29 protein-coding genes are annotated in these 22,744 nt (G+C 46.7%); 21 read left to right on the forward strand and 8 right to left on the reverse strand.

The genetic code is table 11. The features are described from left to right. The 4 genes from VFK44_01685 to VFK44_01700 all read left to right on the forward strand — a co-directional run. The coding region (locus VFK44_01685) for a DUF3231 family protein (GenBank protein ID HET7627074.1) at nucleotides 1-1,028 on the forward strand (1,028 nt) is incomplete at its 5' end. 125 nt (nucleotides 1,029-1,153) lie between these two features. Beyond that, complete coding sequence (locus tag VFK44_01690) at nucleotides 1,154-1,657, forward strand: DinB family protein (GenBank protein ID HET7627075.1); 504 nt, start codon at nucleotides 1,154-1,156, stop codon at nucleotides 1,655-1,657. Between the two features lie 18 nt (nucleotides 1,658-1,675). Then, nucleotides 1,676-2,200, forward strand: a complete 525-nt coding sequence (locus tag VFK44_01695) for a DinB family protein (GenBank protein ID HET7627076.1) — start codon at nucleotides 1,676-1,678, stop codon at nucleotides 2,198-2,200. A gap of 16 nt (nucleotides 2,201-2,216) precedes the next feature. Next, nucleotides 2,217-2,600: a VOC family protein gene (locus VFK44_01700; protein ID HET7627077.1), complete on the forward strand. Its 384-nt coding sequence runs from the start codon at nucleotides 2,217-2,219 to the stop codon at nucleotides 2,598-2,600. A gap of 32 nt (nucleotides 2,601-2,632) precedes the next feature. On the opposite strand, the gene VFK44_01705 is transcribed toward VFK44_01700, so the two are convergent. From VFK44_01705 to VFK44_01720, 4 genes are read right to left on the reverse strand one after another with little or no spacing between them, the layout of a single operon-like run. Beyond that, the gene (locus tag VFK44_01705) at nucleotides 2,633-3,727 is read right to left on the reverse strand and encodes a hypothetical protein (protein ID HET7627078.1); all 1,095 of its coding nucleotides are present in this window, start codon (nucleotides 3,725-3,727) and stop codon (nucleotides 2,633-2,635) included. Then, nucleotides 3,727-4,599, reverse strand: a complete 873-nt coding sequence (locus VFK44_01710; GenBank protein HET7627079.1) for an ABC transporter ATP-binding protein — start codon at nucleotides 4,597-4,599, stop codon at nucleotides 3,727-3,729. The genes VFK44_01705 and VFK44_01710 overlap by 1 nt, the downstream gene beginning before the upstream one ends. Then, nucleotides 4,583-5,356 carry a hypothetical protein gene (locus VFK44_01715; GenBank protein ID HET7627080.1) on the reverse strand — a complete coding sequence of 258 codons (774 nt, stop codon included), beginning with the start codon at nucleotides 5,354-5,356 and terminating at the stop codon, nucleotides 4,583-4,585. Before VFK44_01715 ends, VFK44_01710 begins: the two co-directional genes overlap by 17 nt. After that, entirely contained in the window at nucleotides 5,328-5,900 is a 573-nt protein-coding gene (locus tag VFK44_01720) for a sigma-70 family RNA polymerase sigma factor (GenBank protein ID HET7627081.1), read from the reverse strand. The genes VFK44_01715 and VFK44_01720 overlap by 29 nt, the downstream gene beginning before the upstream one ends. A gap of 120 nt (nucleotides 5,901-6,020) precedes the next feature. Here VFK44_01720 and VFK44_01725 point away from each other — a divergent pair, with 120 nt between their 5' ends. Further along, on the forward strand, nucleotides 6,021-6,404 hold the full coding sequence (locus tag VFK44_01725) for a hypothetical protein (protein ID HET7627082.1): 384 nt from the start codon (nucleotides 6,021-6,023) through the stop codon (nucleotides 6,402-6,404). A gap of 6 nt (nucleotides 6,405-6,410) precedes the next feature. Here the strand turns inward: VFK44_01725 and VFK44_01730 are convergent, their stop codons facing one another. Beyond that, nucleotides 6,411-6,968, reverse strand: a complete 558-nt coding sequence (locus tag VFK44_01730; GenBank protein HET7627083.1) for a TIGR00730 family Rossman fold protein — start codon at nucleotides 6,966-6,968, stop codon at nucleotides 6,411-6,413. Nucleotides 6,969-7,063: 95 nt separating this feature from the next. Here VFK44_01730 and VFK44_01735 point away from each other — a divergent pair, with 95 nt between their 5' ends. Together VFK44_01735 and VFK44_01740 are read left to right on the forward strand one after the other, a co-directional pair. Further along, a complete protein-coding gene (locus VFK44_01735) occupies nucleotides 7,064-8,308 on the forward strand; it encodes an MFS transporter (protein ID HET7627084.1) in 1,245 nt (414 codons plus the stop codon). A 2-nt stretch (nucleotides 8,309-8,310) separates the two neighbouring features. Further along, nucleotides 8,311-8,850, forward strand: coding sequence for a GNAT family N-acetyltransferase (locus VFK44_01740; protein HET7627085.1), 540 nt, complete (start codon nucleotides 8,311-8,313; stop codon nucleotides 8,848-8,850). Between the two features lie 375 nt (nucleotides 8,851-9,225). On the opposite strand, the gene VFK44_01745 is transcribed toward VFK44_01740, so the two are convergent. Next, nucleotides 9,226-10,092, reverse strand: a complete 867-nt coding sequence (locus VFK44_01745) for a helix-turn-helix domain-containing protein (GenBank protein ID HET7627086.1) — start codon at nucleotides 10,090-10,092, stop codon at nucleotides 9,226-9,228. A gap of 188 nt (nucleotides 10,093-10,280) precedes the next feature. Here VFK44_01745 and VFK44_01750 point away from each other — a divergent pair, with 188 nt between their 5' ends. The 3 genes from VFK44_01750 to VFK44_01760 all read left to right on the forward strand — a co-directional run bounded on the left by VFK44_01750 (nucleotide 10,281) and on the right by VFK44_01760 (nucleotide 12,254). Further along, a complete protein-coding gene (locus VFK44_01750; GenBank protein ID HET7627087.1) occupies nucleotides 10,281-10,427 on the forward strand; it encodes a hypothetical protein in 147 nt (48 codons plus the stop codon). Between the two features lie 24 nt (nucleotides 10,428-10,451). Then, nucleotides 10,452-11,651: a hypothetical protein gene (locus VFK44_01755; GenBank protein ID HET7627088.1), complete on the forward strand. Its 1,200-nt coding sequence runs from the start codon at nucleotides 10,452-10,454 to the stop codon at nucleotides 11,649-11,651. A gap of 216 nt (nucleotides 11,652-11,867) precedes the next feature. Then, nucleotides 11,868-12,254, forward strand: coding sequence for a hypothetical protein (locus tag VFK44_01760; protein HET7627089.1), 387 nt, complete (start codon nucleotides 11,868-11,870; stop codon nucleotides 12,252-12,254). A 234-nt stretch (nucleotides 12,255-12,488) separates the two neighbouring features. Here the strand turns inward: VFK44_01760 and VFK44_01765 are convergent, their stop codons facing one another. Continuing rightward, complete coding sequence (locus VFK44_01765; protein HET7627090.1) at nucleotides 12,489-13,043, reverse strand: XRE family transcriptional regulator; 555 nt, start codon at nucleotides 13,041-13,043, stop codon at nucleotides 12,489-12,491. A 110-nt stretch (nucleotides 13,044-13,153) separates the two neighbouring features. Between VFK44_01765 and VFK44_01770 the strand changes: the two genes are divergently transcribed. The 8 genes from VFK44_01770 (at nucleotide 13,154) to VFK44_01805 (ending at nucleotide 19,503) form a co-directional block, all read left to right on the forward strand. After that, complete coding sequence (locus VFK44_01770) at nucleotides 13,154-13,738, forward strand: LysE family transporter (protein HET7627091.1); 585 nt, start codon at nucleotides 13,154-13,156, stop codon at nucleotides 13,736-13,738. Nucleotides 13,739-13,905: 167 nt separating this feature from the next. After that, the gene (locus VFK44_01775) at nucleotides 13,906-14,442 is read left to right on the forward strand and encodes a hypothetical protein (protein ID HET7627092.1); all 537 of its coding nucleotides are present in this window, start codon (nucleotides 13,906-13,908) and stop codon (nucleotides 14,440-14,442) included. 329 nt (nucleotides 14,443-14,771) lie between these two features. Beyond that, nucleotides 14,772-15,248: a MarR family transcriptional regulator gene (locus VFK44_01780; GenBank protein ID HET7627093.1), complete on the forward strand. Its 477-nt coding sequence runs from the start codon at nucleotides 14,772-14,774 to the stop codon at nucleotides 15,246-15,248. After that, the gene (locus VFK44_01785) at nucleotides 15,226-16,185 is read left to right on the forward strand and encodes an alpha/beta hydrolase (protein HET7627094.1); all 960 of its coding nucleotides are present in this window, start codon (nucleotides 15,226-15,228) and stop codon (nucleotides 16,183-16,185) included. The genes VFK44_01780 and VFK44_01785 overlap by 23 nt, the downstream gene beginning before the upstream one ends. Before the next feature lie 197 nt (nucleotides 16,186-16,382). Beyond that, nucleotides 16,383-17,195 carry an N-acyl homoserine lactonase family protein gene (locus VFK44_01790; protein HET7627095.1) on the forward strand — a complete coding sequence of 271 codons (813 nt, stop codon included), beginning with the start codon at nucleotides 16,383-16,385 and terminating at the stop codon, nucleotides 17,193-17,195. Nucleotides 17,196-17,332: 137 nt separating this feature from the next. Continuing rightward, nucleotides 17,333-17,569: a hypothetical protein gene (locus VFK44_01795; GenBank protein HET7627096.1), complete on the forward strand. Its 237-nt coding sequence runs from the start codon at nucleotides 17,333-17,335 to the stop codon at nucleotides 17,567-17,569. A gap of 32 nt (nucleotides 17,570-17,601) precedes the next feature. Then, complete coding sequence (locus VFK44_01800) at nucleotides 17,602-18,636, forward strand: S66 peptidase family protein (GenBank protein HET7627097.1); 1,035 nt, start codon at nucleotides 17,602-17,604, stop codon at nucleotides 18,634-18,636. Between the two features lie 99 nt (nucleotides 18,637-18,735). Continuing rightward, a complete protein-coding gene (locus VFK44_01805; GenBank protein HET7627098.1) occupies nucleotides 18,736-19,503 on the forward strand; it encodes a hypothetical protein in 768 nt (255 codons plus the stop codon). A gap of 96 nt (nucleotides 19,504-19,599) precedes the next feature. Here the strand turns inward: VFK44_01805 and VFK44_01810 are convergent, their stop codons facing one another. After that, complete coding sequence (locus VFK44_01810) at nucleotides 19,600-19,911, reverse strand: DUF3784 domain-containing protein (protein HET7627099.1); 312 nt, start codon at nucleotides 19,909-19,911, stop codon at nucleotides 19,600-19,602. 197 nt (nucleotides 19,912-20,108) lie between these two features. On the opposite strand from VFK44_01810, the gene VFK44_01815 reads away from it, so the two are divergent. From VFK44_01815 to nagA, 3 genes are all read left to right on the forward strand, one after another. Beyond that, nucleotides 20,109-21,272, forward strand: a complete 1,164-nt coding sequence (locus VFK44_01815; GenBank protein ID HET7627100.1) for a glycosyltransferase family 1 protein — start codon at nucleotides 20,109-20,111, stop codon at nucleotides 21,270-21,272. A gap of 19 nt (nucleotides 21,273-21,291) precedes the next feature. Next, nucleotides 21,292-21,744 (forward strand): GtrA family protein, encoded by a 453-nt coding sequence (locus tag VFK44_01820; protein ID HET7627101.1) that lies wholly within the window; start codon nucleotides 21,292-21,294, stop codon nucleotides 21,742-21,744. A gap of 47 nt (nucleotides 21,745-21,791) precedes the next feature. After that, the coding region (nagA, locus tag VFK44_01825; protein HET7627102.1) for an N-acetylglucosamine-6-phosphate deacetylase at nucleotides 21,792-22,744 on the forward strand (953 nt) is incomplete at its 3' end.

Consider the following 22,744-nt stretch of genomic DNA (forward strand, 5'->3'; position numbering starts at 1 on the left):
GAAATGAATGGGTGATCGACGGTATGGAAATGCAATCAACAAAATTAACTTCAGCGGAAATGGGTAAGCTTTGGGCGGCTTATATGGGAAACACGATGGGCGAATGTATGTTGAAATTTTATTTGAATCATGTCGATGACGAGGAAATCGAAGGGTTGCTCGAGAACGCTTTGCAGCTCGCGCAATCATATGTGGGCCAAATCAGACAATTTTTTTATGCAGCGGATGTTCCAATTCCGGTGGGATTTACGGATGACGACGTCAACTTTCAAGCGCCGAGACTTTTTGAAGATGAGTTCTACTTGCATTATTTAAGATACTTGGGCAAGGCCGGTTTAAGTCTTTATTCCGTAGCGGTGCCCTATATGACGAGAAAGGACGTCAGACAGTTTTTCATTGATTGCGTCAGTAATACGACTCAGTTGCTTAACGATGTTGATGAGTTATTAAAAAAGAACGGAAGTTTGATGAATACTCCTGAAATGCCCGCACCCGAACAAGTGGATTTCGTGAATAAACAATCCTTTTTAAATGATTTCTTTGGGAAAATGCGGCCGCTTCACGGGTTGGAAACCGCACATCTTTACGGTAACTTTCACACAGACATCACCAGCAAGGCACTCATTCTTGGGTTTTTGCAAGGCGCAAAAACAGAGGAAATTATCAAGTATTTGCGTCGCGGGAAGGAAATTAACGAAAACCATATGGAATCAATTTCGACTAAGTTAAACGAAAGCTACGTTCCGACTCCCAAGTTGTTGGACCACTTGGTCACAACCTCCACGGTTCCGACTTTTTCAGAGAAGTTGATGGTTTTTCATAAAATTGACATGTTCTCGATGCGGATAAGGGAATGCGCGAACGGCATGTCAGTCAACGGAAGAAAAGACATAGGGGCGATGTTTGCTAAACATCAACTAACTGTAGCTGCGTTTGCTGAGGACGGAGCGAATCTGATGATCAGACATGGTTGGTTGGAACAACCGCCTGAAGTGATTGACCGGGAACAGTTAGTGTCGAAACAGTAAACACTCCACATTTTGGGGTGTTTTTTTCGTTTTAGACGGTTGGAGATCAACCGTATTTTTTATTGTATAATAGGAGGGGCAAGCCTTTGACAGAATTTTTAAATGGTTGAGAGGGGCGATTGCGTATGCAAGACGTATTAAAGCAGCAATATGAGATGATTCGGAAAGTTCGAGAACATTTATTTGATTTTATGGAACACCTCCCATTGGAGAAATTGCATGAAAAGGTGCCGGGGTTCGGAATTGACAGCATGATGGGCGCCCACTTGCATGCCGCTAACAGCTACCGGTACTGGATCGACTGGTTCGCGTCTAAACGGCACCCGAGTGAGTTTAAAGACATTTCGGAATTGTTGACGAAGAAAGCGGATGTACAGAAAGATCGTGAAATTTTCGCGGCAGTCGACGAGACGGTCGAACGGTTCATTGACAAGTATCATTCCTGTTGGCTGGAAGAAATTGAGCATGCCGTTGAGGAAAATGGTCAGCCAATGCGGTTGACCCCGCTGTTCCTGTTGTCGCATGTCGAGACGCATGAATTTCATCATAAAGGGCAAATCGTCGCGATGGCGCGGCATTTAGGCTTTGATTTACCGCCGTATGAGCGGCTTGGTGCGTTGTTTGCTTAAAAGGAGGCACCTCAATGAATTTTTAACCTGGAAGAAGCAATCGAAATACTCGAACGCACGCCTGTGACTTTGGCGTCACTTTTATCAGGACTCTCTAAGGATTGGCTTACATGCAACGAAGGTGAGGGCACTTGGAATGCTGCAGAAGTTGTCGGGCACTTAATTGAAGGCGAGAAAAACAACTGGATTCCGCGGCTTCGGTTTATATTAAGTGAAGGGGAGGACAAGCCGTTTCCGGCGTTTGACCGGTTTGCTCATTTGAACCAAGCGGAGCGGTTGGTGGGGGACGAGCTTGAGGAATTTAAGGAGTTGCGTGCGGCAAGCATCGAACAACTGAAAAGTCTTGTAAAAGAAGAGCAGCAGCTCGAATCGACCGGTGCACACCCGGCGTTTGGCGTCGTCAAGGTGCGGGAATTGCTGTCTGCGTGGGTCGTTCATGACTTCACTCATCTTTCGCAAATCGTGCGGGTGATGGCTGAGCGCTACCGGGAAGACGTCGGTCCGTGGGTCGAGTATTTAGGCATTTTAAACCGAAAATCATGATAAAGGAGCGGGTCACATGAGAATTTCGCATGTGCGCTTGTTGGTGCCGGATGTTCGCGAATGCTTTTTGTTTTACCGGGATGTCATGGGATTGAACGTCCGTTACGGAGATGAAACGACGCCTTTCGCTGAGTTTCAAACGGGCGATATCAACCTCGCATTAGAGCCGCCGATGGTGGACGAACCCGTCACAGTGATCCGCAATCCGAACGGCATGAGTGTCAACGACCAGGTTGCGGTCATTTTCAGCGTGGAAGATATAGACGCTGTTTATGAGGACTTGAAAGGCAAAGGCGTGGCGTTTGTGAAAGAACCGTATGATGAAACTGAGTGGAACATGAGGATCGCCTACCTTCGCGATCCGGCAGGGAATTTGATCGAGCTGAATCAAGGGATATAAAGATAAGCGCATGGGAGCCCATGCGCTTTTTGTCAGGAAGTGACTTCTTTGCGACTCATCACGCAAAGCGTGATTGAGACGAACAGAATCGACAGCCCCATCATCACGATGACCGCAAAAACCGGATAAAGCATCGGATAACCGAACAGGTTGACGGTGCTGAATTCATCGAACAAATACCATACTTTCATGACGTAGATGAATGAAAAGGTTAATACGGCACGCAGCCAGTCGACACGGATCATTTCATACATGATCAGCGGCACAGTGAATACGAACCCGTTGATGAAAAACGTGATCAAGACATTTTTGCACAAAGAAGAAGTTAGGACAATGAGCAAAGCAAATGCGAAAGCGCCGAGCAGGTGAATGCCAAATTGCACCCAGTGATACTCGAACATTGTCAACGGATAAGGAGAGAAGAAATAATCAAAGTCGTATTGAATCGGCATATGCCAGCCCTCATTGCCGTATTGCAAGAAGTTGAAGAATAAGTTCCATAACTCCCAGGCGATGACCACAAGGAAGGTATAGACGGCGACTGCGCCAATTTTTGCCCAGGCCAATGCTTTTCTTCCTTTTTTTGAACTTAAAAGATAATGATCCACACCGGAGCTGTACTCATTGGAGTAGATCGGGGCAAGGCCGATCAACAACATCGCTGCCGTAATGCCGAAGGCAAAGAAGTTGACGAAATCAATGTCTTTCATCGGTCCCTTGTAATAGGAAAAATGCGAGAAGTCGATGTCATCGATCATATCGCTTTCCTTTTCGGCAAGCGAATTGTTTTTCTGTTCTAGCTTCTGCTGCCGTTCTTGGAATCGCTGTTTAATTTTTTGTGCCATAGCTATTTCTTCGTATAAGCCTAATTTAATTTCATCACTTTCCGTCACGACTGGATTGTTTTCGTTCGCTTCCAAATGGGCAATCAGCTTTTTGTTTGCTTGATTCGCCTTTTCTACTTTTTCCGCTGTGAGCGGTCCTTCCCACTGATCGTAGATTTTCTGCTGTAAGGGCGAAGCGTTGTAGAACGTAAAGCCGGTCGACATGAGGATCAGAAGGAAGAAAGCGACGTAAATGATCTTTTGCTTGAAGATCTTGTATAGTTCGAATTTAAAAAGTTGCATCAGCCGGCGGCCTCCTCGTCGAAGTAGTACAAATACAAGTCTTCCAGGTTGGGCCGTTCATTTTTGGCATTCGGATGCGGTTGTGAATCGCTCAAGATGCGCAACCGGAATTGATCCTCGTCGCGGGAGATGTTCCCGACCTTATATAACGATTGAAAATGCGGGATTTCCGTTTCGGCTGCAGAGACGGACCACACTTTGTCTTGGATGCCGCCGAGCAATGCTTGCGGCGTTTCCTTTTGGACGACCCGCCCGGCTTTCATGATTAAAACCTCTTTTGCGATGAACTCGATGTCGGAGACAATGTGGGTTGACAGCAGGACGATGCGGTCCGTCGCAATTTGCGACAGCAAATTGCGAAACCGGATTCTTTCTTTCGGATCAAGACCTGCAGTCGGCTCGTCGACGATCAAGATTTTCGGATCGTTGAGCAGCGCTTGCGCAATGCCGACCCTCCGTTTCATGCCGCCGGAGAACTTCCCGATCTTGCCCTTGCGGTTTTCCTCGAGACCGACAAGCGTCAGCAGCTCGGCGACTTTTTTCTTGGCGACGTCTTTTTCCAACCCTTTCAAGGCGGCGATGTACAAGAGAAACTTTTCCGCCGAGAACGTTTTATAATAACCGACGTGCTGCGGCAAATACCCGATCAAATCCCGGTATTCATGGTCGAGTTCAAAGATTTCTTCGCCGTCGAGCTTAATCGACCCCGAAGTCGGTCGGGAAACGGAAGCGAGCATGCGCATGAGTGTCGTTTTTCCGGAGCCGTTCGCCCCGAGAATACCATAGACCCCTTCGTTCAGTTCAACGCTGATGTCGTCGACTGCGGTTTTTTCACCGAACTTTTTCGTAACGTGTTCAATCGATAATTGCAACGGAATCTCCCTTTCTCATCATTCGGTAAAATTGCAGGATGAACACGGCGACTGCCAGCATGTTCAAGGCTGCGTAGTAAATCGTTTGAATGCTCTCCAGCCAATGCGTGGCTTGTTCGGACAGGATGATTCCGTAGCTGACGGCTGCCCAGATGACCACCGTGGCGCTCACGGCGACAGCGCTCCGCTTGATTTTGCCAACCGCGGCAAAGGCGATCGCGGAAAAAACGGTGAACGGCGTCATCCAATGAAGAATCAACTTCCACAGCCAAATGTCGTCCGCGAAAAACGGTACAATCAATGTCATCAACACGTTCAAAAGCAAATTGTAACCCCCAACGATGACCATTTTCGAAAGCATAACCTCTTGCAGCGAATGCTTCAGCGACATTTCCAGCTCAGCCATGCCCTCGCTCTGGCTTTTCAGCACTTCGAGCAAACCGAAAATCAACGGAAAAGGAGAAAGGAACATCACCGTCAAATAAGGATCGAGATTTTCCGCGAAGAGAATCACGAGACCGAGCGCGAAGAACAATCCATTGGCTGCCCAGAACAGCGGGTGGATCGTGCTGAATTCCCGGGTAGACGTCCGCAGTAATTCCCTCATTTTTTTATAAAAGAAATACGTTTTTCGCTTTTTCTCGGGGACGTGCGGCCGGAGCGCATCAATGGTGGCCGTGATTTGTGTTTCGCTTGGAAATTCTACGTCGTATTCGCCCAAAATCTGTTCAAGATCTTCGCGATCTTTCCCGTTCATCGTCTTCACCTCGCTTGAGAAAATATTCGAGCTTTGCCAGCCCTTGCCGGAGGCGTGATTTCACCGTCGGCTCTTTTGAGCCGGTCACCTCGGCGATTTCTTTGATTTTCAAATCGTGATAGTAGCGCAACAAGATCACTTCTTTTTGATATTCGGGCAGCGCTTCGATCGCCGCTTTTACGTGTTCGCGCTGTTGTTTCTTCTCGAATATGTACGGCACGTCGCTTTTGTCGCTCGGGAGGTGCTCCGACAACTCGGCTTGCCTGGCCGTTGCTTTGTAATCGGCACTTTTCCAGAAATCCCGGCAATGGTTGACGGCCAACGTGAACAGCCAGCTTTTGAACGAGCCTTTGTTGCCGTACGTGTCAATCTTCTTCATCATTTTGATGAAAATCTCTTGTGTTAAATCGTACGCGATGTCCTTGTTGCCGACCTTTCGATACACGAAGGCAAAGATCGGCTTGTAATAGTTCCGCGTGAGCACTTCCATCGCCGCTTCGCTGCCTTGCAAAATTTCTTCAATGAGCTGCCGTTCGCCGGACACTGTCCATCACCTCCACCTATTCTGACGACAAGACTGGAGAAAAGGATTTAAATGATTTTTAAAATACTTTAAGTTAACCTTGATGTGAGGAGAAATGTCAAAGGGAGGAAGGATGTTTCGATGTCGGAACAAGCTTTGAAGATTGCTGAAGCATGGCAGAAAGCGGTCAACGATAAGGATATAAAAAAATTGCTGGCGTTGTCGCACGGCGAAATCGAAATGGCTGGCCCGAAGGGGTCGGCGTTCGGGCACGGGATTCTCGTGGAATGGATTGGGAAAGCGGGATTAAGTTTGCAAACGCGGGCAAGGTATGTGAAGGACGACATCGTCGTCCTTGAACAGGACGGCGTTTGGACAGACGGTGACGGCAACGTCACCGGCGAAGCGAACGTTTCGACGGTGATGAAAGTGGAAGACGGGAAAGTGAAATACGTGTCGAGGTATGACAATGATTTGGATAAGGCGTTGACACACGCTGGATTAAGCAGAAAAGATCAAATCTAGGTACGCCTAGATTTGATCTTTTCTAATATTCGCTTCGAACTGTTCGAGCAACGAAGCGGCACAATCATCAACGAGTGCCATCGAGGCAAATGTTTCATCGAGAAATTGTTGTTCTGTCATATGACGAAAGAGCGCGACGAGCGGGTCGTAATAATGATTGATATTCAAGAGCCCGCACGGCTTTCGGTGAACGCCGAGCTGTGACCAAGTGAAGATTTCCATGAACTCTTCCAACGTTCCCGGTCCGCCGGGCAGTGCGATGAAACCGTCGGCCAACTCGGCCATCTTCGCTTTCCGTTCATGCATCGATTCGACGACGATCAATTCCGTCAAATTCGAATGGGCCATCTCACGTTCTTCGAGCATTTTCGGGATGACCCCGATGACTTCGCCGCCGTTTTCGAGCACGGCATCGGCAACAGCTCCCATCAGCCCGACGCTCGAACCGCCGTAAACAAGCGTGATGTTTCGTTTCGTCAATTCTTCTCCTAATTGGATTGCGCCTTCGCGGTAGACCGGCGATGCGCCGTCCCGCGAGCCGGAAAATACAGTAATGGTTTTCATTTTGACCGCCTCCAACATTTTCACCATCTCTCACCATTATAGCTCTTGATCTGCTACACTAACATCAAGTTCATTCATTTTAAGGAGATATGAAAATGAAATCACTCGAAGGACAAGCATTCCCGCCGCTTAAAAGAAATTATCCCGTCTTCCGATTCATTGGCGGGAATGTCGTGTCTTTCTTCGGCGATCAAATTTATTTGATCGCGCTGCCTTTGATCGTATTAGCCTTGACGGGGTCGGCGTTAAGTATGGGAACGGTGGCGGCGCTCGAACGGCTGCCGATTTTGCTCCAGCCGGCAGCGGGGATTTTGGCTGACCGGTTCGACCGGAAATGGCTTTTGCTACTGTGCGACATCGGCCGCTGTCTCGTCGTCGGTGTGACGGGCGTCATTTTTATCGCAGGTGGTTTAGTCATGTGGCAAGTGTATACCGCTGCCTTTCTCGTTGGACTGATGAGCCAGATTTACAATGCGTCACAGTTTGCCTCTGTGCCTCAGCTCGTCCGAAAAGATGACTTGCAAGCCGTGAATGCCGTTAATTCCGGTTTGGCGCAAACGGCCGTCCTGCTCGGCCCGGGTCTTGGCGGGTTGATCATCAGCTTTTACAATCCGGGTTATGCGTTGCTAATTAACAGCTTCAGTTTCTTGGTTTCGTTTTTGTCGATTGCCAGCATTTCTATAAAAAAAACCACATTGCCCGAGCGGCGAAGCCAAACGTTTTTCGCGGACTTAACGGAAGGTTTTCAATTCGTGCTGCACACGAAACCGATCCTTTACACAAATCTGGCGATTTTGCTTTCGATGTTCGGGACGACGTTGTTTTTGACGTTGATGATTTTTCATTTGAAAGATACGATTCATCTGACGGCGCAGCAAATTGGCTGGCTCATCTCCTTCGGCGGCGTGGGATCCATCTTCGGTGCGTTGTCGACGAATTTTTTCGTGAAGCTTTTTTCTTACCGGCGTCTCTTATTCACGGCTTCCGTTCTCGGCGGCCTTTCGATCGTTCTCTTCAGTTATGCGCACAGTTTTGCGGCGCTAATGGTGTTCAACGCAATGGGAACGTTGATGGCTTCGATGATGAGTCCGTGCATCGTGACGATTCGGCAAACGTTAACGCCGGATCATTTATTGGGAAGAGTGCAGGCAACGAGCCGTTTTATGGCTTGGGTGCTTCTTCCGGTGTCAGCCTTCTTGGCTGGTGTTTTGGCTGAAGTTTTCGGAACGAGCGCAACAATCTTGCTTGGGGGAGTCATTTCCGTTGTCGCCTCAGCGTTTTATTTACATCCGTCCTTAAAGCGGAAAATGGTAAAATGGGAAGAGAAGGAAGGTGCTTAAACATGCGTTTAACTTACGAACAAATTCCCGATGAAAAAATTCACATGTGCCGGGACCTGTGCAACGAATTGATGGCCTTTCAAAAGGCGAAAGCGACGATCACGCCGGAACGGTTCGATGTCATGCGTTTCGAAACGCGGTTGCTTCCGTCGGTCAAAAGCGCGACGCACAATTACACAGTCGTCGTGAAAGACGGGGACGAGCCGGTCGGTTACGTGTATACGAACATTTCGCCGAAAGAAGCGTACGACAATCACTTTGCTACGTTTTTTGATATGGATTCCGTGAAAGGCAGTCACGTCGGGTGTTTATCGCAATTTTATATAAAAGAAGGCTACCGGAAATACGGGGTCGGCTCGAAGCTGTTCCACTTGTCAATGGAATGGATGAAACAGTTTGAGGATGTCGAAGATTATTTCGTCTATGTCTCGAACGGAAACGAGGACGCGCTCCAATTTTATAAAAGAAAAGGGTTTGTCGTAAGCCACGATATTTTGGGCGGCTTTATCACGGTTTTGCGGAGCAAGCGAATCACCTCTTGAGAGGGGACGTTTCTAGATTCCTTATTTGTCAAAATGCATATGTTTTCGCTGTCGAAATCTGTAAACTGCGAATCCAAGTTCCATTAGAAATCGAAATGTAAATGCGGGATTAGGCGAAAATAGCAAACCCTGTGAAGTTAGACTAAGCTCATGTTGAGTCCCAGGAATTGGATAGAAGAGTACAGAGAGAAATAATTAATTACTTTTTTTGTCTTCCACACCTTTTCCGTAATTCCCTTTTTAAGTTCCTTGCTGATTGTTTCCGTTAGTTGTGAAAAGTTGTCTTTTGTTTCAATTTTTAAGACTTTCTTTTAAAAATTCTCTTTTTACATTTTGAGAAGTAGAATACTTTTGTGTTTGGTTCTCCAACAAATCTTATATTTTTTCTTGGGTGATTTTCAGGTATTTTTGATTGTCAAGAATCCTAAAGATAGTTTCTGCCTTCTCAAAGCAGTCTAACATTTTTTCCTGCGGGTACTTAAGTTTTTCGTAACAGACGCCTTTTTGGAAGTAAAGGTTCCCTAACATCGAAATATCCTTAATTTGAACGGTTAATTCAATACCGCGTTTAACAACCTTGAGAGCAGAATCGTACCTTATGTGGTCGCATAGCATCTTGCCGTAATTGTAATGAACTTTTGTTTTAAAGACGTCATATTCTCTAATTCTGAGATTGGTTGATAATATTTCTTCGAAAAGGGGAATGCTTTTTTCAAAGGCAGTGTTTTTTGAGTGAATTATTGCCATGGCATTCTTCATTTGCATATCCTGAAATTGCTGTTTCACCATAAAATTCTTTGTGCTAACCAGTGTTTCCAAAGCCTCAATAACAGTCTCATATTGGAGTTTCCCTGTTTCGTAAGCGGCTACATAGTAGTGCCATTTCAAGAACAAACCAAAGGTAAAATCGTCTCTTGCGGGCGGTCTTTTAAGCTCGATTTTCGAGGAATTATAAACCTCTTCATAATCCTTTTTAGTGTTTAACTCAACTATTGCCTTTGTCGTTTCCTCAATGTACTTATTTTTTTCCCTTAGCAAAATAGAAAAAAGATAAGGTATATCTACCTGAAGCTTAACGGCTATTTGAAAAATGTTATCGACCCGAGGTAAAATTTCTCCTTTTTCAATACGGCTGATCTCGGATTGTGAACAAATACCTTTAGCCAAATTTTGCTGGGATAAGCCTAATTGTTTTCGAATAAATTCAATTTCCGAGCCTAATGACCTTTGATTCACAATCATTTTTAGACCTCCAAAATTTCAGATATGTACAAATGCATAATTTTGGTGAAAACATGATGAATTCATATTTTAGTGAAAATATCCTGGAATAATCAATTAAAATAGCAAGAAATCGGATTTGTATTTATTTTACAATCAATTCAAAATATAAACAAGTGAATGCAATAAGGACCGCGGGAGGTGAATTATTGAGAGCTTTATTTAAGGTTTTGTTGGCCTTGAACATTTTATCAATTGAGGCACTTTCTTTTCAGATGGTTGTAGATCACTCGAATGTACAAGCAATTGGTCAGGTGATTCAACAAGGGGACAAAGATTTGCCGTACGAGTATTAAAGTGTATTGAAAGGAAGGATAATTATGAGAACAAATTATTGGCGTTTTATCACAATTGGAATGATTCTTTTGTTAGGGACTTCCCTCTTTTTTATTCATCCAGTATCTGCTCAAACAAATGTGACGAATATCTATTTACCGACTAAAGGGACAATCAACGGGGTATTTACAACCTATCATCGTAAAAATCCGACAAGTGTAACAAAAAAAGTTATCCATGGTATTAATGTACATGGGAATGTCAGGATTCGTTCTAATGCATTCCAAGGAAGTATTGTGATTCCTTCTCAAGATAAAAGTTATAAGCTGAATGGTACGAAAGTAAATAATGAAAATACTCCTTACCCCTATTACAAAGGAAGTGTATTGAATCATAATGGATGGAAATTTGAAGCCTATCTATTACACAGAGGATACCATGGAAACGTTGTAATAAATCTGTTCAAAACTAATGGAAAGGGAGAAAGAATAGAAGCATTTACTGTTCATATGGATAATTCTCGTTCCAAAATATGGACTCAGCAAAATATTCACACTCCGTTGAATAAAAAATTAACACGTGATAGTAATGATGAAAAAATTAGTTATACAACTCTGAAGAATAAAAATTATTTTATGACAACATCTAGCAGCAGAACTGATTACGATTTGCTTTTAGGTCTGTATGATGATGGGATTGATATTGAAGTCGAAGGCTGGGAAAATAGGGATGTTGAATCCCCATGGAAGATGAGAACATGGACAGATGTTAGTGATATGTGGGATGAAATTGGTCAAAGCAAGAGTGTTGTTACCCGGGTTAACATTCTAAAATCTATACAAGATGCTAACGGTGCAGATTACTCCTACTTTGATCTTTCGTTGCCTAACCAGGACGGTCAAGAGAGTTTTACAATTTATTGGTATAGTGATAGTTTGGGCCTTCTTGCAATCCCTGTTAATACCTCTTGGACAGATCTTTTGCACGATGGTTCAAATACCGAACATATGCAGGTTACTTACAAATGGAATTATCAAAATGCTTATGATTATGAGTACGGAAATAATAACGAAGGCATATTAACCGATTCTGAATATAATTGGCGTAATGGTTATACTCCGCATAATTCCTATGGTTACATTGAAATCCCCGTCGATTTTGATTTAACTTATGAGTTCGTGGGAAATTACAGGGAATATGCTTATGCAGGTACATCCGACACAGTATGGTATAATGACCAATAAAGATTTTGTCTTTTTTAAAGGTTCGTAAATTTTATGAAATTCAATGGAGAATGTTTTCAAGGGAAAATACTTGAATATGCGGAAAGACGTGCTTAATTGGAATTCTTAAGCACGTTTTTCCCTGTTCTTCAGAAAGTAAGGGGATAAAGCGTGAGAAGAAACATATGGGTAAAAATAGGAATCTGGATTTGCGGAATCATTGTAGGAAGCTGGATCATGATTGACTTTTTATATAATCCACCTGAGGAAGTTATGGGGGCGGCTATCGAAAAGGTGAAAGCCGGCCAACATAGTGATCTCATCCCGGACCAAGTCGCGAAGGAAATAAGAGACTCCCTTGAAAAAGCAAAAGAGCTGCGAAAAACTTCCCCTTATCCAAAGGCTGTTTTACATACTACAATTTATTCAAATACACAAAGAAATTTTCATAATGCTGAAGTGAGTTATATCATTTGGGTAGAGGAATATGACAAAGGGCAATTAAAAAGACAGCATCATGCTGATTTTGTTTTTATCTTAAAACCGAGGATTTTTAAATGGAAATTAGATCATGTGAAAAAGGTTGTAGAATGGAAACCACTATGGATTCGAGAAGGTGACTGATATAAAGAAGGAGTTCGAAAGTTTAAAACAGTTAATAACTCAATATTAGCGCGAGAAGTTGCAAGAGCTTCAACAACGCAGGTTTGATGTTGAATTTGTATTTGTATAAACGCAGGCATGAAAAGAAGGAAAAATCATCAACGTTGCTTCGTTGTGATAAAATCACAGAATTGCCGGGCAGAGCAGGTTTATTTTTTTCATGGTGGTTTGTCAATTCATGCTCGTCGCCTAATTTTATTCCGGATAATACAAAATCATGCTGACCCGCGTCAAGCGTTCGCCGGAATTGTGGTACACGTGCGGACGGTCGGCTTTGAACTGGATGGCGTCGCCGCTCTGGACCGTATATTCTTTGTCGTTCACTCGCACCGTCAGCTCGCCTTCAAAGACCGTGACGATTTCCTCTGTGCCTTCATGATGCGGATCTGCACTCAAAAATCCGCCCTTGTCGATCTCTACCGTATACACCTCGAAACGGCGCTTCTCCTCGAAAGGAAAATAAGGAAGTACACGGTACTTCCCGTTGTCTTCCGACAATGTTTGCACTTCATCCCTAAGCACGACTTGGGTTTCCGGCTGCGGCTTTTGGATCAACGATGTGAAAGAGACTTTCAATCCGTTGGCGATTTTCCAAATCGTCGTGATCGTCGGGGTCGATTCGCCGCGTTCGATCTGGCCGATCATCGTTTTACTCACGCCGGTCAGCTGCGCCACTTTTTCCAAACTCAATTTCTTCGTTTCCCGCAACGCTTTCAAATTCCGAGCGATCACCAAATGAATTTCTTCCATGAGCGAACCTACCTTTCTTTGTTTACACTATAACGACCATAATGTACAATATACAGCATAACGTTATATTGTCCGTTACAGACACTATACCATACGGAGGAGGGACCCGCGTGCCTGTCCTGTCTTTTTTAATCTTTGCATTCGTCACGAGCTTTACGCCCGGACCGAACAACTTGATGGCGATGATCTTTGCCGATAAATTCGGATTGAGAAAAACGGTTCGTTTTTGCGCCGGTGTCGGGACGGGGTTTTATACGATCATTCTATTAAGCTGTTATTTCAACTTGATGTTGAAAACCATCATTCCGAAAATCGAAGGTTTCATGACGTCGGTCGGGGTCGGCTATATGTTGTTTCTTGCTTACAAAATCATCACGAGTCGTAATCAAGGCGGCAAGGGCGAAGTCGCGAAATATAACAGTTTCTTGGCTGGCACGTTGTTGCAGTACGTGAATCCGAAAGGCATTCTGTACGGCATTACGGTCACCTCGACCTTCATTATCCCTTTCTTTCAATCCGGGATGAGCTATCTTCTGTTCTCTTTGCTGCTGGCCCTTGTCGGATTTACGTCGACGTTCAGTTGGTGCGTACTCGGTTCGATGTTTCAAAAGTTTCTCTCGAAATATCGGACATCTTTTAATATCGTGATGGCGATGTTGCTCGTATACAGTGCGGTTTCGATCGTTTTGGAGTGAAAAAATAGTTGACATTGTCAACTAATTCGACAGAAATTCGATGATTCGCATTTATGGGAATGAATTGAAACTTTTTAGAAATGAAAACGTAACTTTTTATAAAGGAGAAGATTGCCGAAGTTTTTTTTACGTCTTTTCCGGTTTCATTGAACAAGGGGGTGGAAGTTTTGAAGCGATCCATTTTCATTATGTTGTCCGTGTTCTTGTTGGTGTCATGCTCTAATGTCAATGCCATGAAGTTGGTCGATGCGAAGGTTAAAGTGGTTACGGACAGGAGCATTAGCGGTGCAACGAAGATCACTTATGGTCAGAAAAAAGGTGAAATCATCGTGCCGACGATATTGCTTTACCAAATCACCTTGAAAAACAACGGAGTATTCAATTTCAACGTTCACACCGTCGATGTAAACATCAAGCCGGATCCCGATCTATTGGCGGCAACGAAAAAAATCTTTGGGAAAAATATTTTCGATACCGAAAAAGCGAGAGTGGCGCACGGGAAAAAAATATCGGATATCGGTCCTTTTGGGCAAAGGACATGGGAAATTCACTACGAAATTGGGGCGAAAAAGGAGAACCCGGAAATTCCGCCTTTGCCGAGCCCATCACAATTGAAGCAGTTGGAAAGCGTTGCCTCCCACGCGAAATTGGTGATCTCCAAAGACGGGAACATCATCGGAAGCCTTCAGCTTAATCCTCAATAAATAGTTCAAATCATGCATCCGTTCTAAATCATCCTGAACGATGCGGCATAAAAAAAGGCTTGAATCGTCCAGTTTTTAAAGACGTTTCAAGCCGGCTTCCGATCAGACCGACGACGGCGGTCGTTAGTGCATACGGAAAAATGATGGTTAACGTTTCTAAGTTGAACGGAAGGTAGCGCGGTTTTTATCGTCTTCGAATAAATTTCTTTTCGTTTTTCGAAAAAAGTGCTTGACTTTCCGGATGCGTGAGCATAAAATACAAAAATAGATGACATGTCATATAAATTTTCAAAACGGAAAGGCCGATGCTCATGAACGATGACAAACGAATGAACGAACAAGTTCGATACATGATTCTCGCTGCCCAGCGGCAAGGCAACCGTATCCTCGAAGAAAGATTTCGGCAAATCGGGCTGACGTCTTCACAGGCTGAAGTATTGTCTTTGCTGGATAAATATGAACCGCTTTCGCTGAAGGAACTTGGCGCAATGCTTGTTTGCGAATCAGGGAGCCCGTCGAGGCTCGTGAACGCGATCGTGAAAGCGGGACTTATCGAGAGGAAACCAGACAGCCGGGACGGCCGCGTGCGGCTGCTGCAATTAACGGAAGAAGGAAGGAACAAATTGCCGAAATTGCAGGCAATTGAGGACGAATTGTACGGTTATCTTGACCGGACATGGCCGCAGGAAGAGAAGCGGCAAATGATCGAGTTGCTTCAGCGATTCTTGAAAGATCTTCCGATCGCGAAAGCGTTGAAACGTCGAGCCTTGTGGGAGGGAAACAATGAAAAGAAATCGGATCATTAAAGGGTTGCTTTCGATCGCGGCCGGGATTGCGGTTCTCGCGGCAATCGCATACGGAGGCGAGCAATTCGCCGAGCGTTATTATGACAAGAAATACGAACCGCCGGGGGAATTTATAAAAATCGCCGGCAATCGGATTCATTACCGTGTTGAGGGCAGCGAGGGACCGTCTGTCGTCATAGAACCAGGGCTTGGCCATGGGGTGTTGGAATGGCTGACGGTACAGGACAAAAGTGCAAAATTTGCACGGGTGTTGAGCTACGACCGTGCTGGTTACGGCTGGAGCAGCTACGCCAAAGGTTCCCGGTCGCCGGAAGAAATCGTCGAAGAACTTCACGTTTTATTAAAAAAATCCGGGTTGCCGGAGCCGTACGTGTTCGTCGGTCATTCCATCGGAGGCCAATATGTGCGCTTGTATGCGGATCGTTACCCGGAAGAAGTGAAAGGGGTCGTTCTCGTTGATGCCCGGCATGAGGCTTATTCGACACTCATGAAAGCGGAAGAAGAGAAAAACATGAAATTGATGAAACGGCAATTGCAAATCGGTTCGTTTCTGTCGTCGTTCGGCGTTCATCGTCTAGTTGGTGAGGCAATGCTGCCGGATTACTATCCGGAGGACGTCAAACCGATCCGCAATCATTTCGGATTCAAAGATCGATTCATGGAAGCTTTGAAGGCCGAGATCGCGCAAACGGACGAAACGGCAGCACTGTTGAAAGCAAGCGAGTTTAACGAGCAATGGCCGCTCGTGGTGATCCGCCACGGCAAACCGATGCCGAATGCCAAGGCGGAGCGGGCATGGGTGGCGACGCAAAAGCAATTGGCCGCGCTGTCGGCCACTGGAAAAGTTATTGTCGCTGAAGACAGCGGACATGATATTCACATGGAACAACCCGAGGTCGTCGTCGAAGCGATACGCGAGATGGCTAATCTCGATTGAGGAGTGGCTGCCAATGAACGTTCAATGGATTCGTCACGCGACGCTGTTGTTGGCATTCAACGGTAAGAAATTGTTGGGGGGGACCGGGAAAACGAACTTGGCATTACAATTCCGGAAGCCGGAGAGGTTTATGCATTTTAAAATTTTTTTAACACAAAAGATGACATGTCATCTAAATCAAATAGAGGTGAAAAACAATGAAAGAGGTTAAAATTCACGTAATCCGAAACGGGAAAGTGTTGATCGACCGCGCGCTGGCGTACAAGGAACAAACGATTCATCCGATGCCTTACACCGGCTGGTTTAGAGGAAAGAAGAAGAAAATGTGGGTGCCGGTTTCCTCCTACTTAATCGAACATCCGAAAGGACTCGTGCTGGTCGATACCGGCTGGCACACCGACATTCGTGACAAACAGCGACGCCATTTGTCGTATTTGGTTTCGACGATGTTTAAAGGCAAGCTGCCAGAAGGCGAAGCGATTCACGAGCAGCTGCACAAAAGAGGATTTTCGCCGAGTGACTTGGACTATGTCGTGTTAAGTCATATGCACACCGATCACGTGAGCGGGTTGAAACACGTGAAAGATGCAAAGCAACTAATCGTTAGCGAAAAGGAATGGAACGCGGCCAACAAAGATTTTGGTTACGTGAAATCGATGTGGGAAGGCGTGAAAGTGGATCTGTTTTCCATGGGGAAGATTCCTTTCGGTCCTTTTCACAAAGGGTTGGATCTCTTTCAAGACGAGTCTCTCTACCTCGTTTATACCCCGGGTCACAGCAAAGGGCATGTTTCCGTGTTGGTGAAGGTTGCCGGAGGTTGGGTGCTGCTCGCCGCAGATGCCGGCTATTCGCCGCTGTCGTGGAACGAACAAATTTTACCCGGCGTGGTCACCGACGAAAACGATATGAAGAAATCGCTGCAATGGGTGAAGGCTTTTTCGGAGCGAAGTGATTGCGTGGAAGTCATCGCCAACCACGATCCAGAAGGCAAGGAACGAATCATTCAATAGCCTTGCGCAAAAGGGGAAGGCATCCGCCGATGGCCGTTCAGTACAGACGAATCGCCATTACAGAAGGCCGGCATTTCCCATTCACGTGCGCTTATGATCAAAAGACTGTGGTAAGATTTAGTAAAGGAGGAATAACCATGTTTTGGGATATTGCTGGACCGGTAGCGCTCATTTTGTTCGCGGCGAACTTAATTTGGTCGATCGTTTTGTTCAAAAAAGGCGCCCCCTTGACACTCATCGTTTGCGCGTTCATCAGCATCGGCCTCTGTCAGGTGTTTTGGTGGTCGATTGGCAAAGGGTTGGCGGTTGTTCCGGCGCTTCAAGTTTTCGGCGCCTTGTTCCTTTGGTTACGACAGAAAAACCATCCGGCTTGACGACGCTGGTGGAAGGGTAGTGGAGGTGTGGCATGTTACGTAAAGCAAAGAAGCTGCAACCGGGGGACAAAGTTGCGACCATCAGTCCGTCCTGGGGCGGAGCCGGGGAACCGGAGCTTCGCTGGCGATATGAACAAGGGGTGAAACGACTCCAAGAGGTGTTCGGCCTTGAAGTGGTCGCAATGCCGAACAGCTTGAAAGGAGCGGAATTCCTTTACGAGCATCCCGAAGCACGTGCGCAAGATTTGCTGACCGCGTTTCGGGACGAAAGCGTGAAAGGAATCATCGCCAACATTGGCGGGGAAGACAGCATTCGCCTGTTGCCGTATATTGATTTTGAGGTCATTCAAGCCAATCCAAAGATCTTGATCGGTTATTCAGACGTGACCGTTTTGCATCTCATTTGTCTGAAAGCCGGATTGTCCTCCTTTTACGGACCTGCGGTAATGACAGATTTTGCGGAAAATGTTGAAATGTTTCCGTATACCGTGCAAATGTTGAAGAAAACGTTGTTTTCAAGTGACGTAATCGGGAACATTGAGCCCGCGGAGACATGGACGAGTGAACGTTTGGAATGGACATACGACAACAAAAATCAAAGACGAACAATGCAGCCGAATTCGGGGTATGAGCGATTGCAAGGTTCGGGAATCGTACAAGGCCGGCTGATCGGCGGCTGCTTCGAAGTTTTGGAATTCCTGAAAGGAACGGACATCTGGCCGCATCCCGACGATTGGGAAGACAGCATTCTATTCTTTGAAACTTCCGAGGAAAAGCCGGAACCGCATCTCCTTAAATACGGATTGCGAAACTATGCGGCTCAAGGGATCTTGCAAAAGGCAAACGGCATTGTATTTGGGAAACCGGCGGACGAAATGCACTATGAGGCTTACACGGCGGTGATTCGCCAAGTCATGCAGGAATATGCGTTGACGGATACGCCGGTCCTATATAACTTGAATTTCGGACATACGGAACCGAAGTTTGTCCTCCCATACGGGGCGAAGGCCGAGATCAATTGTCGTGAGGCAACATTTTCGATCTTGGAGAACGGTGTCGAGGATTAATGGCTCTATAAATATTTTTGTCGGGGCACGTTGCGCTGAAACAATGACAGTTTAAGCACCGTTTTATGGACAAGCAAGACAAAAAAAGGAGAGGTCATCATGAGAGGGAACGTAGTCTTCGTTGCGGCTGTCGTTCTTATGCTTGTCTTAAGCGGATGCTCGAAGTCGGTTGACGGGTCCATGGCGAAAAGTGTAGACGCCGTAAAGCAAACGGATCAAAGCAAAGACGCATCAGCGGGCGTCGCCGATCGTAAAGAATCCTCGGAATCCAAGCAACAAGAGGGAAAATCAGACAAAGTGACGGAATCGAAGCCAAAGACGAAGGAAGAAAAAAGCCGATCGGAAGCGGATGACGTGACGATGTATGCGCCGAAGGAAAACATCGTGAAGCATTTCGCCGGTAAAGGCAATGAATTTGCAACTTACTCGTCGGAAACGAGCGGAAAACAAGAAGCCCTGTTGGCGATTGTCGATCACAGCGGAGCGGACGTGTTAAAAGTGTATCGCGTCACGCCGGAGCAAATCACGTGGATTTATGAGCAAGGCGGCTTTCCGGGCGGGGACATGCCCGACCTGAAAGCGTTGGAAGCGAAAAGCAACAAGCATGAAGTGCTGCTCAAGGCGCCGCTCAAGCGTAATGCCACGTTCGACGGGTGGACGATCGTAGAAACGGGAGCTAAAGTTGCGTTGCCCTATGGAACATTGCCCGATGTCGTAATCGTTCAGAAAAAAGGCGCAAACGGTGACGTGACGACGAGATATTGGGCGAAACAGCTCGGAATTGTCAAGACCGTCTATGAATTCAAAGGAGACGATGGAAAAACGTATACGATCTCCTCGGAACTTGAGAAGGTGGATTCGAAATAACGAAGTTTCAGTTCGTGAAATCCTGTATGCCGAATACAGGATTTTTTTGCTCATAAGACAAGTTTTGAACCTACACCCGAACTTTTTCGAGGTTCGCTATTTTTCACGGAATTCGTCTTCAATCCTCCGCAAATTTCGATAGGTAAAGATGAGTGCCGTCAACGTGCAGACCGTGCCGAGGGGAGCATCGAGCCAATGGAACAACAGAGCACCGGCGAACAGGGTGACGCCGGTACAAATTTGGTACAATCCGAAAAAGCGGGCCAATCGTTGTACATTGACTTCTTTTCCGTACCACTTTCCGTCGCGAAACCCAGCTATGAGAAAGTGCTTTTTCTTAAACCAAATGAGGTACCCTGAAACGATAAAAAACGCGCCGAAAAAGCAAACCATTCGATAGTCGAGCATCTTGTCTCTCCTCCTGGCTCCATTATAAATGGAAACGGCAGAAACGGGGAAGCCTTCTTTCGTAAGGACGGAAAACCTTCGAATTTTTACTGTCGAATCCGCTCGTGTTACTATTACGGTAGAGGAATTTCCGTGAACTCCGTTCACGGGTTTGCGCCTCTTCAAATTCAGCCGTCATGGAATGAGAGTGATTACGAATGAAAGTCGCCATCGTCACGGAAACTTTTTTGCCGCAAACGGACGGGATCGTCACGAGGCTTTGCGCTTCCATTCGCACGCTGCGAAAAGAAGGGCATGAAGTGTTGGTGATCGCTCCGGATCTCGGGACTGAAGATTTTGAAGGGGCGAAAGTTGTAGGCATCCGCGGGTATTCGATGTTCTTTTATAAAGATAAGAAACTCGCATTGCCGAGCCGGAAAGTGCTTCACCATTTGCGTGAATTCGGCCCCGACCTTGTGCACGTTGTCAACCCTGCGATGCTTGGGCCGGCGGGGATTTATTATGCGGTGCGCAACAAGTGGCCGTTGGTCGCCTCATATCATACCCATATTCCGAAATACGCAGATTACTATCACGTTTCTTTTTTAAAGCCGGCCATGTGGGGGTATTTTCGCTGGCTGCACAATTATGCCGACTTAAATTTATGCACCTCCCGGGCCGTCATGCATGAACTGACGGAACACGGCTTCAAGAATGTGCGGCTTTGGAAACGCGGTGTTGACACGGATCGGTTTTCCCCGAATCGCTTCGATGAGCGAATGCGGCAGCGGCTGACGAACGGAAACGAGTCGAAAACGTTGTTGCTGTATGTCGGCCGGTTGGCTTCGGAGAAAAATTTGGAGGCTTTGCGCGAAGTGTTGGAGTCGTGTGAGGATGTTTGTTTGGCTTTGGTCGGCGACGGACCGTACCGAAAGCATTTGGAAAATCATTTTCAAGGAACGGACACTGTGTTTACCGGGTATTTGCACGGCATGGAACTCGCACGTGCCTATGCTTCTTCCGATGTTTTCGTCTTTCCGTCGACGACTGAAACGCTCGGACTCGTCATCTTGGAAGCGATGGCTTCCGGGCTTCCGGTGGTTGCCGCCAACAGCGGACCGACTGCGGAACAAATCGAGGACGGCGTTACCGGTGTTTTGTACGAGCCTGAAGTGGACGGGAGTTTGGTGAAAAAAATCAGCTTGTTGAAAAACGAAAAGTTCCGCGCGGGACTCGCGCGGGCAGGGCGAGAGGCGAGCCGCGGAAGGCAGTGGGAAGAGCCTTCCCGGCAGTTGATCGATTTTTACGAAGCGGTCTTGGAAGGAAGACATCTTGCGGCGCGCAAAAAATCCAGCGTGCTTCGCAAACAACAATCAGAATGAGGCGAAAGAGGACGATGATTTGAGGAAAAAGCGTTGGATCCGAGCGGTTTTGCAGTATGGTCAGTACAGTATCATCGGAATCAGCTGCGGGCTCATCGATCTCGGCAGTCTCAATTTATTCCTCGTTTTATGGCCGACCGACGATGCTGTCCTTCTCGCACTGTTCAACACGATCGCCTACGGTTTGGCGGTCTTGAACAGTTACATTTGGAATTCCCGTTATACGTTCCGCTCCGGTGCCCGACATTCTCGGGCGCAAATGGTTTATTTTGTTTTGCAAGCGCTTCTGGCGCTCGGTGTCAGCAATCTCGTGTTCATTCTTGGGGTTTGGACACTCGAGGCGTTCGAAGGGGTCCCTGAATGGATGATTCATAATACAGCGAAAGGACTTTCGATGTTTTGCTCGGCGACGACGAGTTTTTTTCTCATGAAATTTGTCGTGTTTCGCAAAAGGAAAAAAAGCTGGTCATGAGGAAGTGACGAGTTTTATAAAAAAGGAGTCATGTACACGTGACAGCAATGTTGATTAAAAATGTTCGTATGTGGATCAACGGGGAAAAGAACCACGGATGTTTGCTCGTTGAGGAAGGGAAAATCGTTTCCGTCGAAGCGGGCGGCTGCAAAGATCGGAAGGTTGATCGCATCATTGACGGAAAAGGGCAGCTGTTGATCCCGGGGATGATCGATGTACATATTCACGGTGCCGAAGGATACGACATGATGGACGGGACGACGGAGAGCGTCGAAGCCGTTTCGCGCGCTTGCGCGAAAACCGGGTGCACGTCTTTTCTAGCCACTTCCGTTTCGTCTTCGTTAGAAGATTTGTTGATAATGATCGACCGTGTGGCTGCGGTTGCCGGCGGGCGTGAACCCGGCGCCGAGATCATTGGCATGCACATTGAAGGTCCGTATTTGAATGCGAAGCGGAAAGGGATGCAGAATGAGCGGTATTTGCGGCATCCGGACTTGGACGAAATGGAGCGAATGGTCGAGGCTGCGGGTTCGCTCATTCGCATGGTCACGCTAGCGCCGGAACTGCCGGGCGGGATCGAACTGATCGAATGGCTGCAGACGCGGAGCATCATTGCCGCGATCGCGCATTCGGATGCGACGTATGATGAAGCGAAGCAGGCGTTCGAATCGGGCGCCAACCACGTGACGCACTGTTTCAACGGGATGCGCCCGATTCATCATCGCGATCCCGGAATGATCGTCGCTGCTTTCGAAGAAAGCGGCGTGAGCGTGCAGGCGATCGTCGACAACGTGCATCTGCACCCGGCGATCGTGCGCCTGATGTACCGGGAAAAGGGCGCCGATCGCATGGTGCTGATCACCGATGCGCTGCAGGCGATGGGCATGGGCGACGGCACGTATGCCTTCGGCGGACACGAAGTGGAGGTGAAGGGAGGCGTCGCCCGCCTGGCGGACGGCACGCTGGCGTCGAGCACGGTGACGATGAATGAAGCGTTAGC

The organism is Bacillales bacterium (assembly GCA_035700025.1).
Classification (GTDB): domain Bacteria; phylum Bacillota; class Bacilli; order Bacillales; family DASSOY01; genus DASSOY01.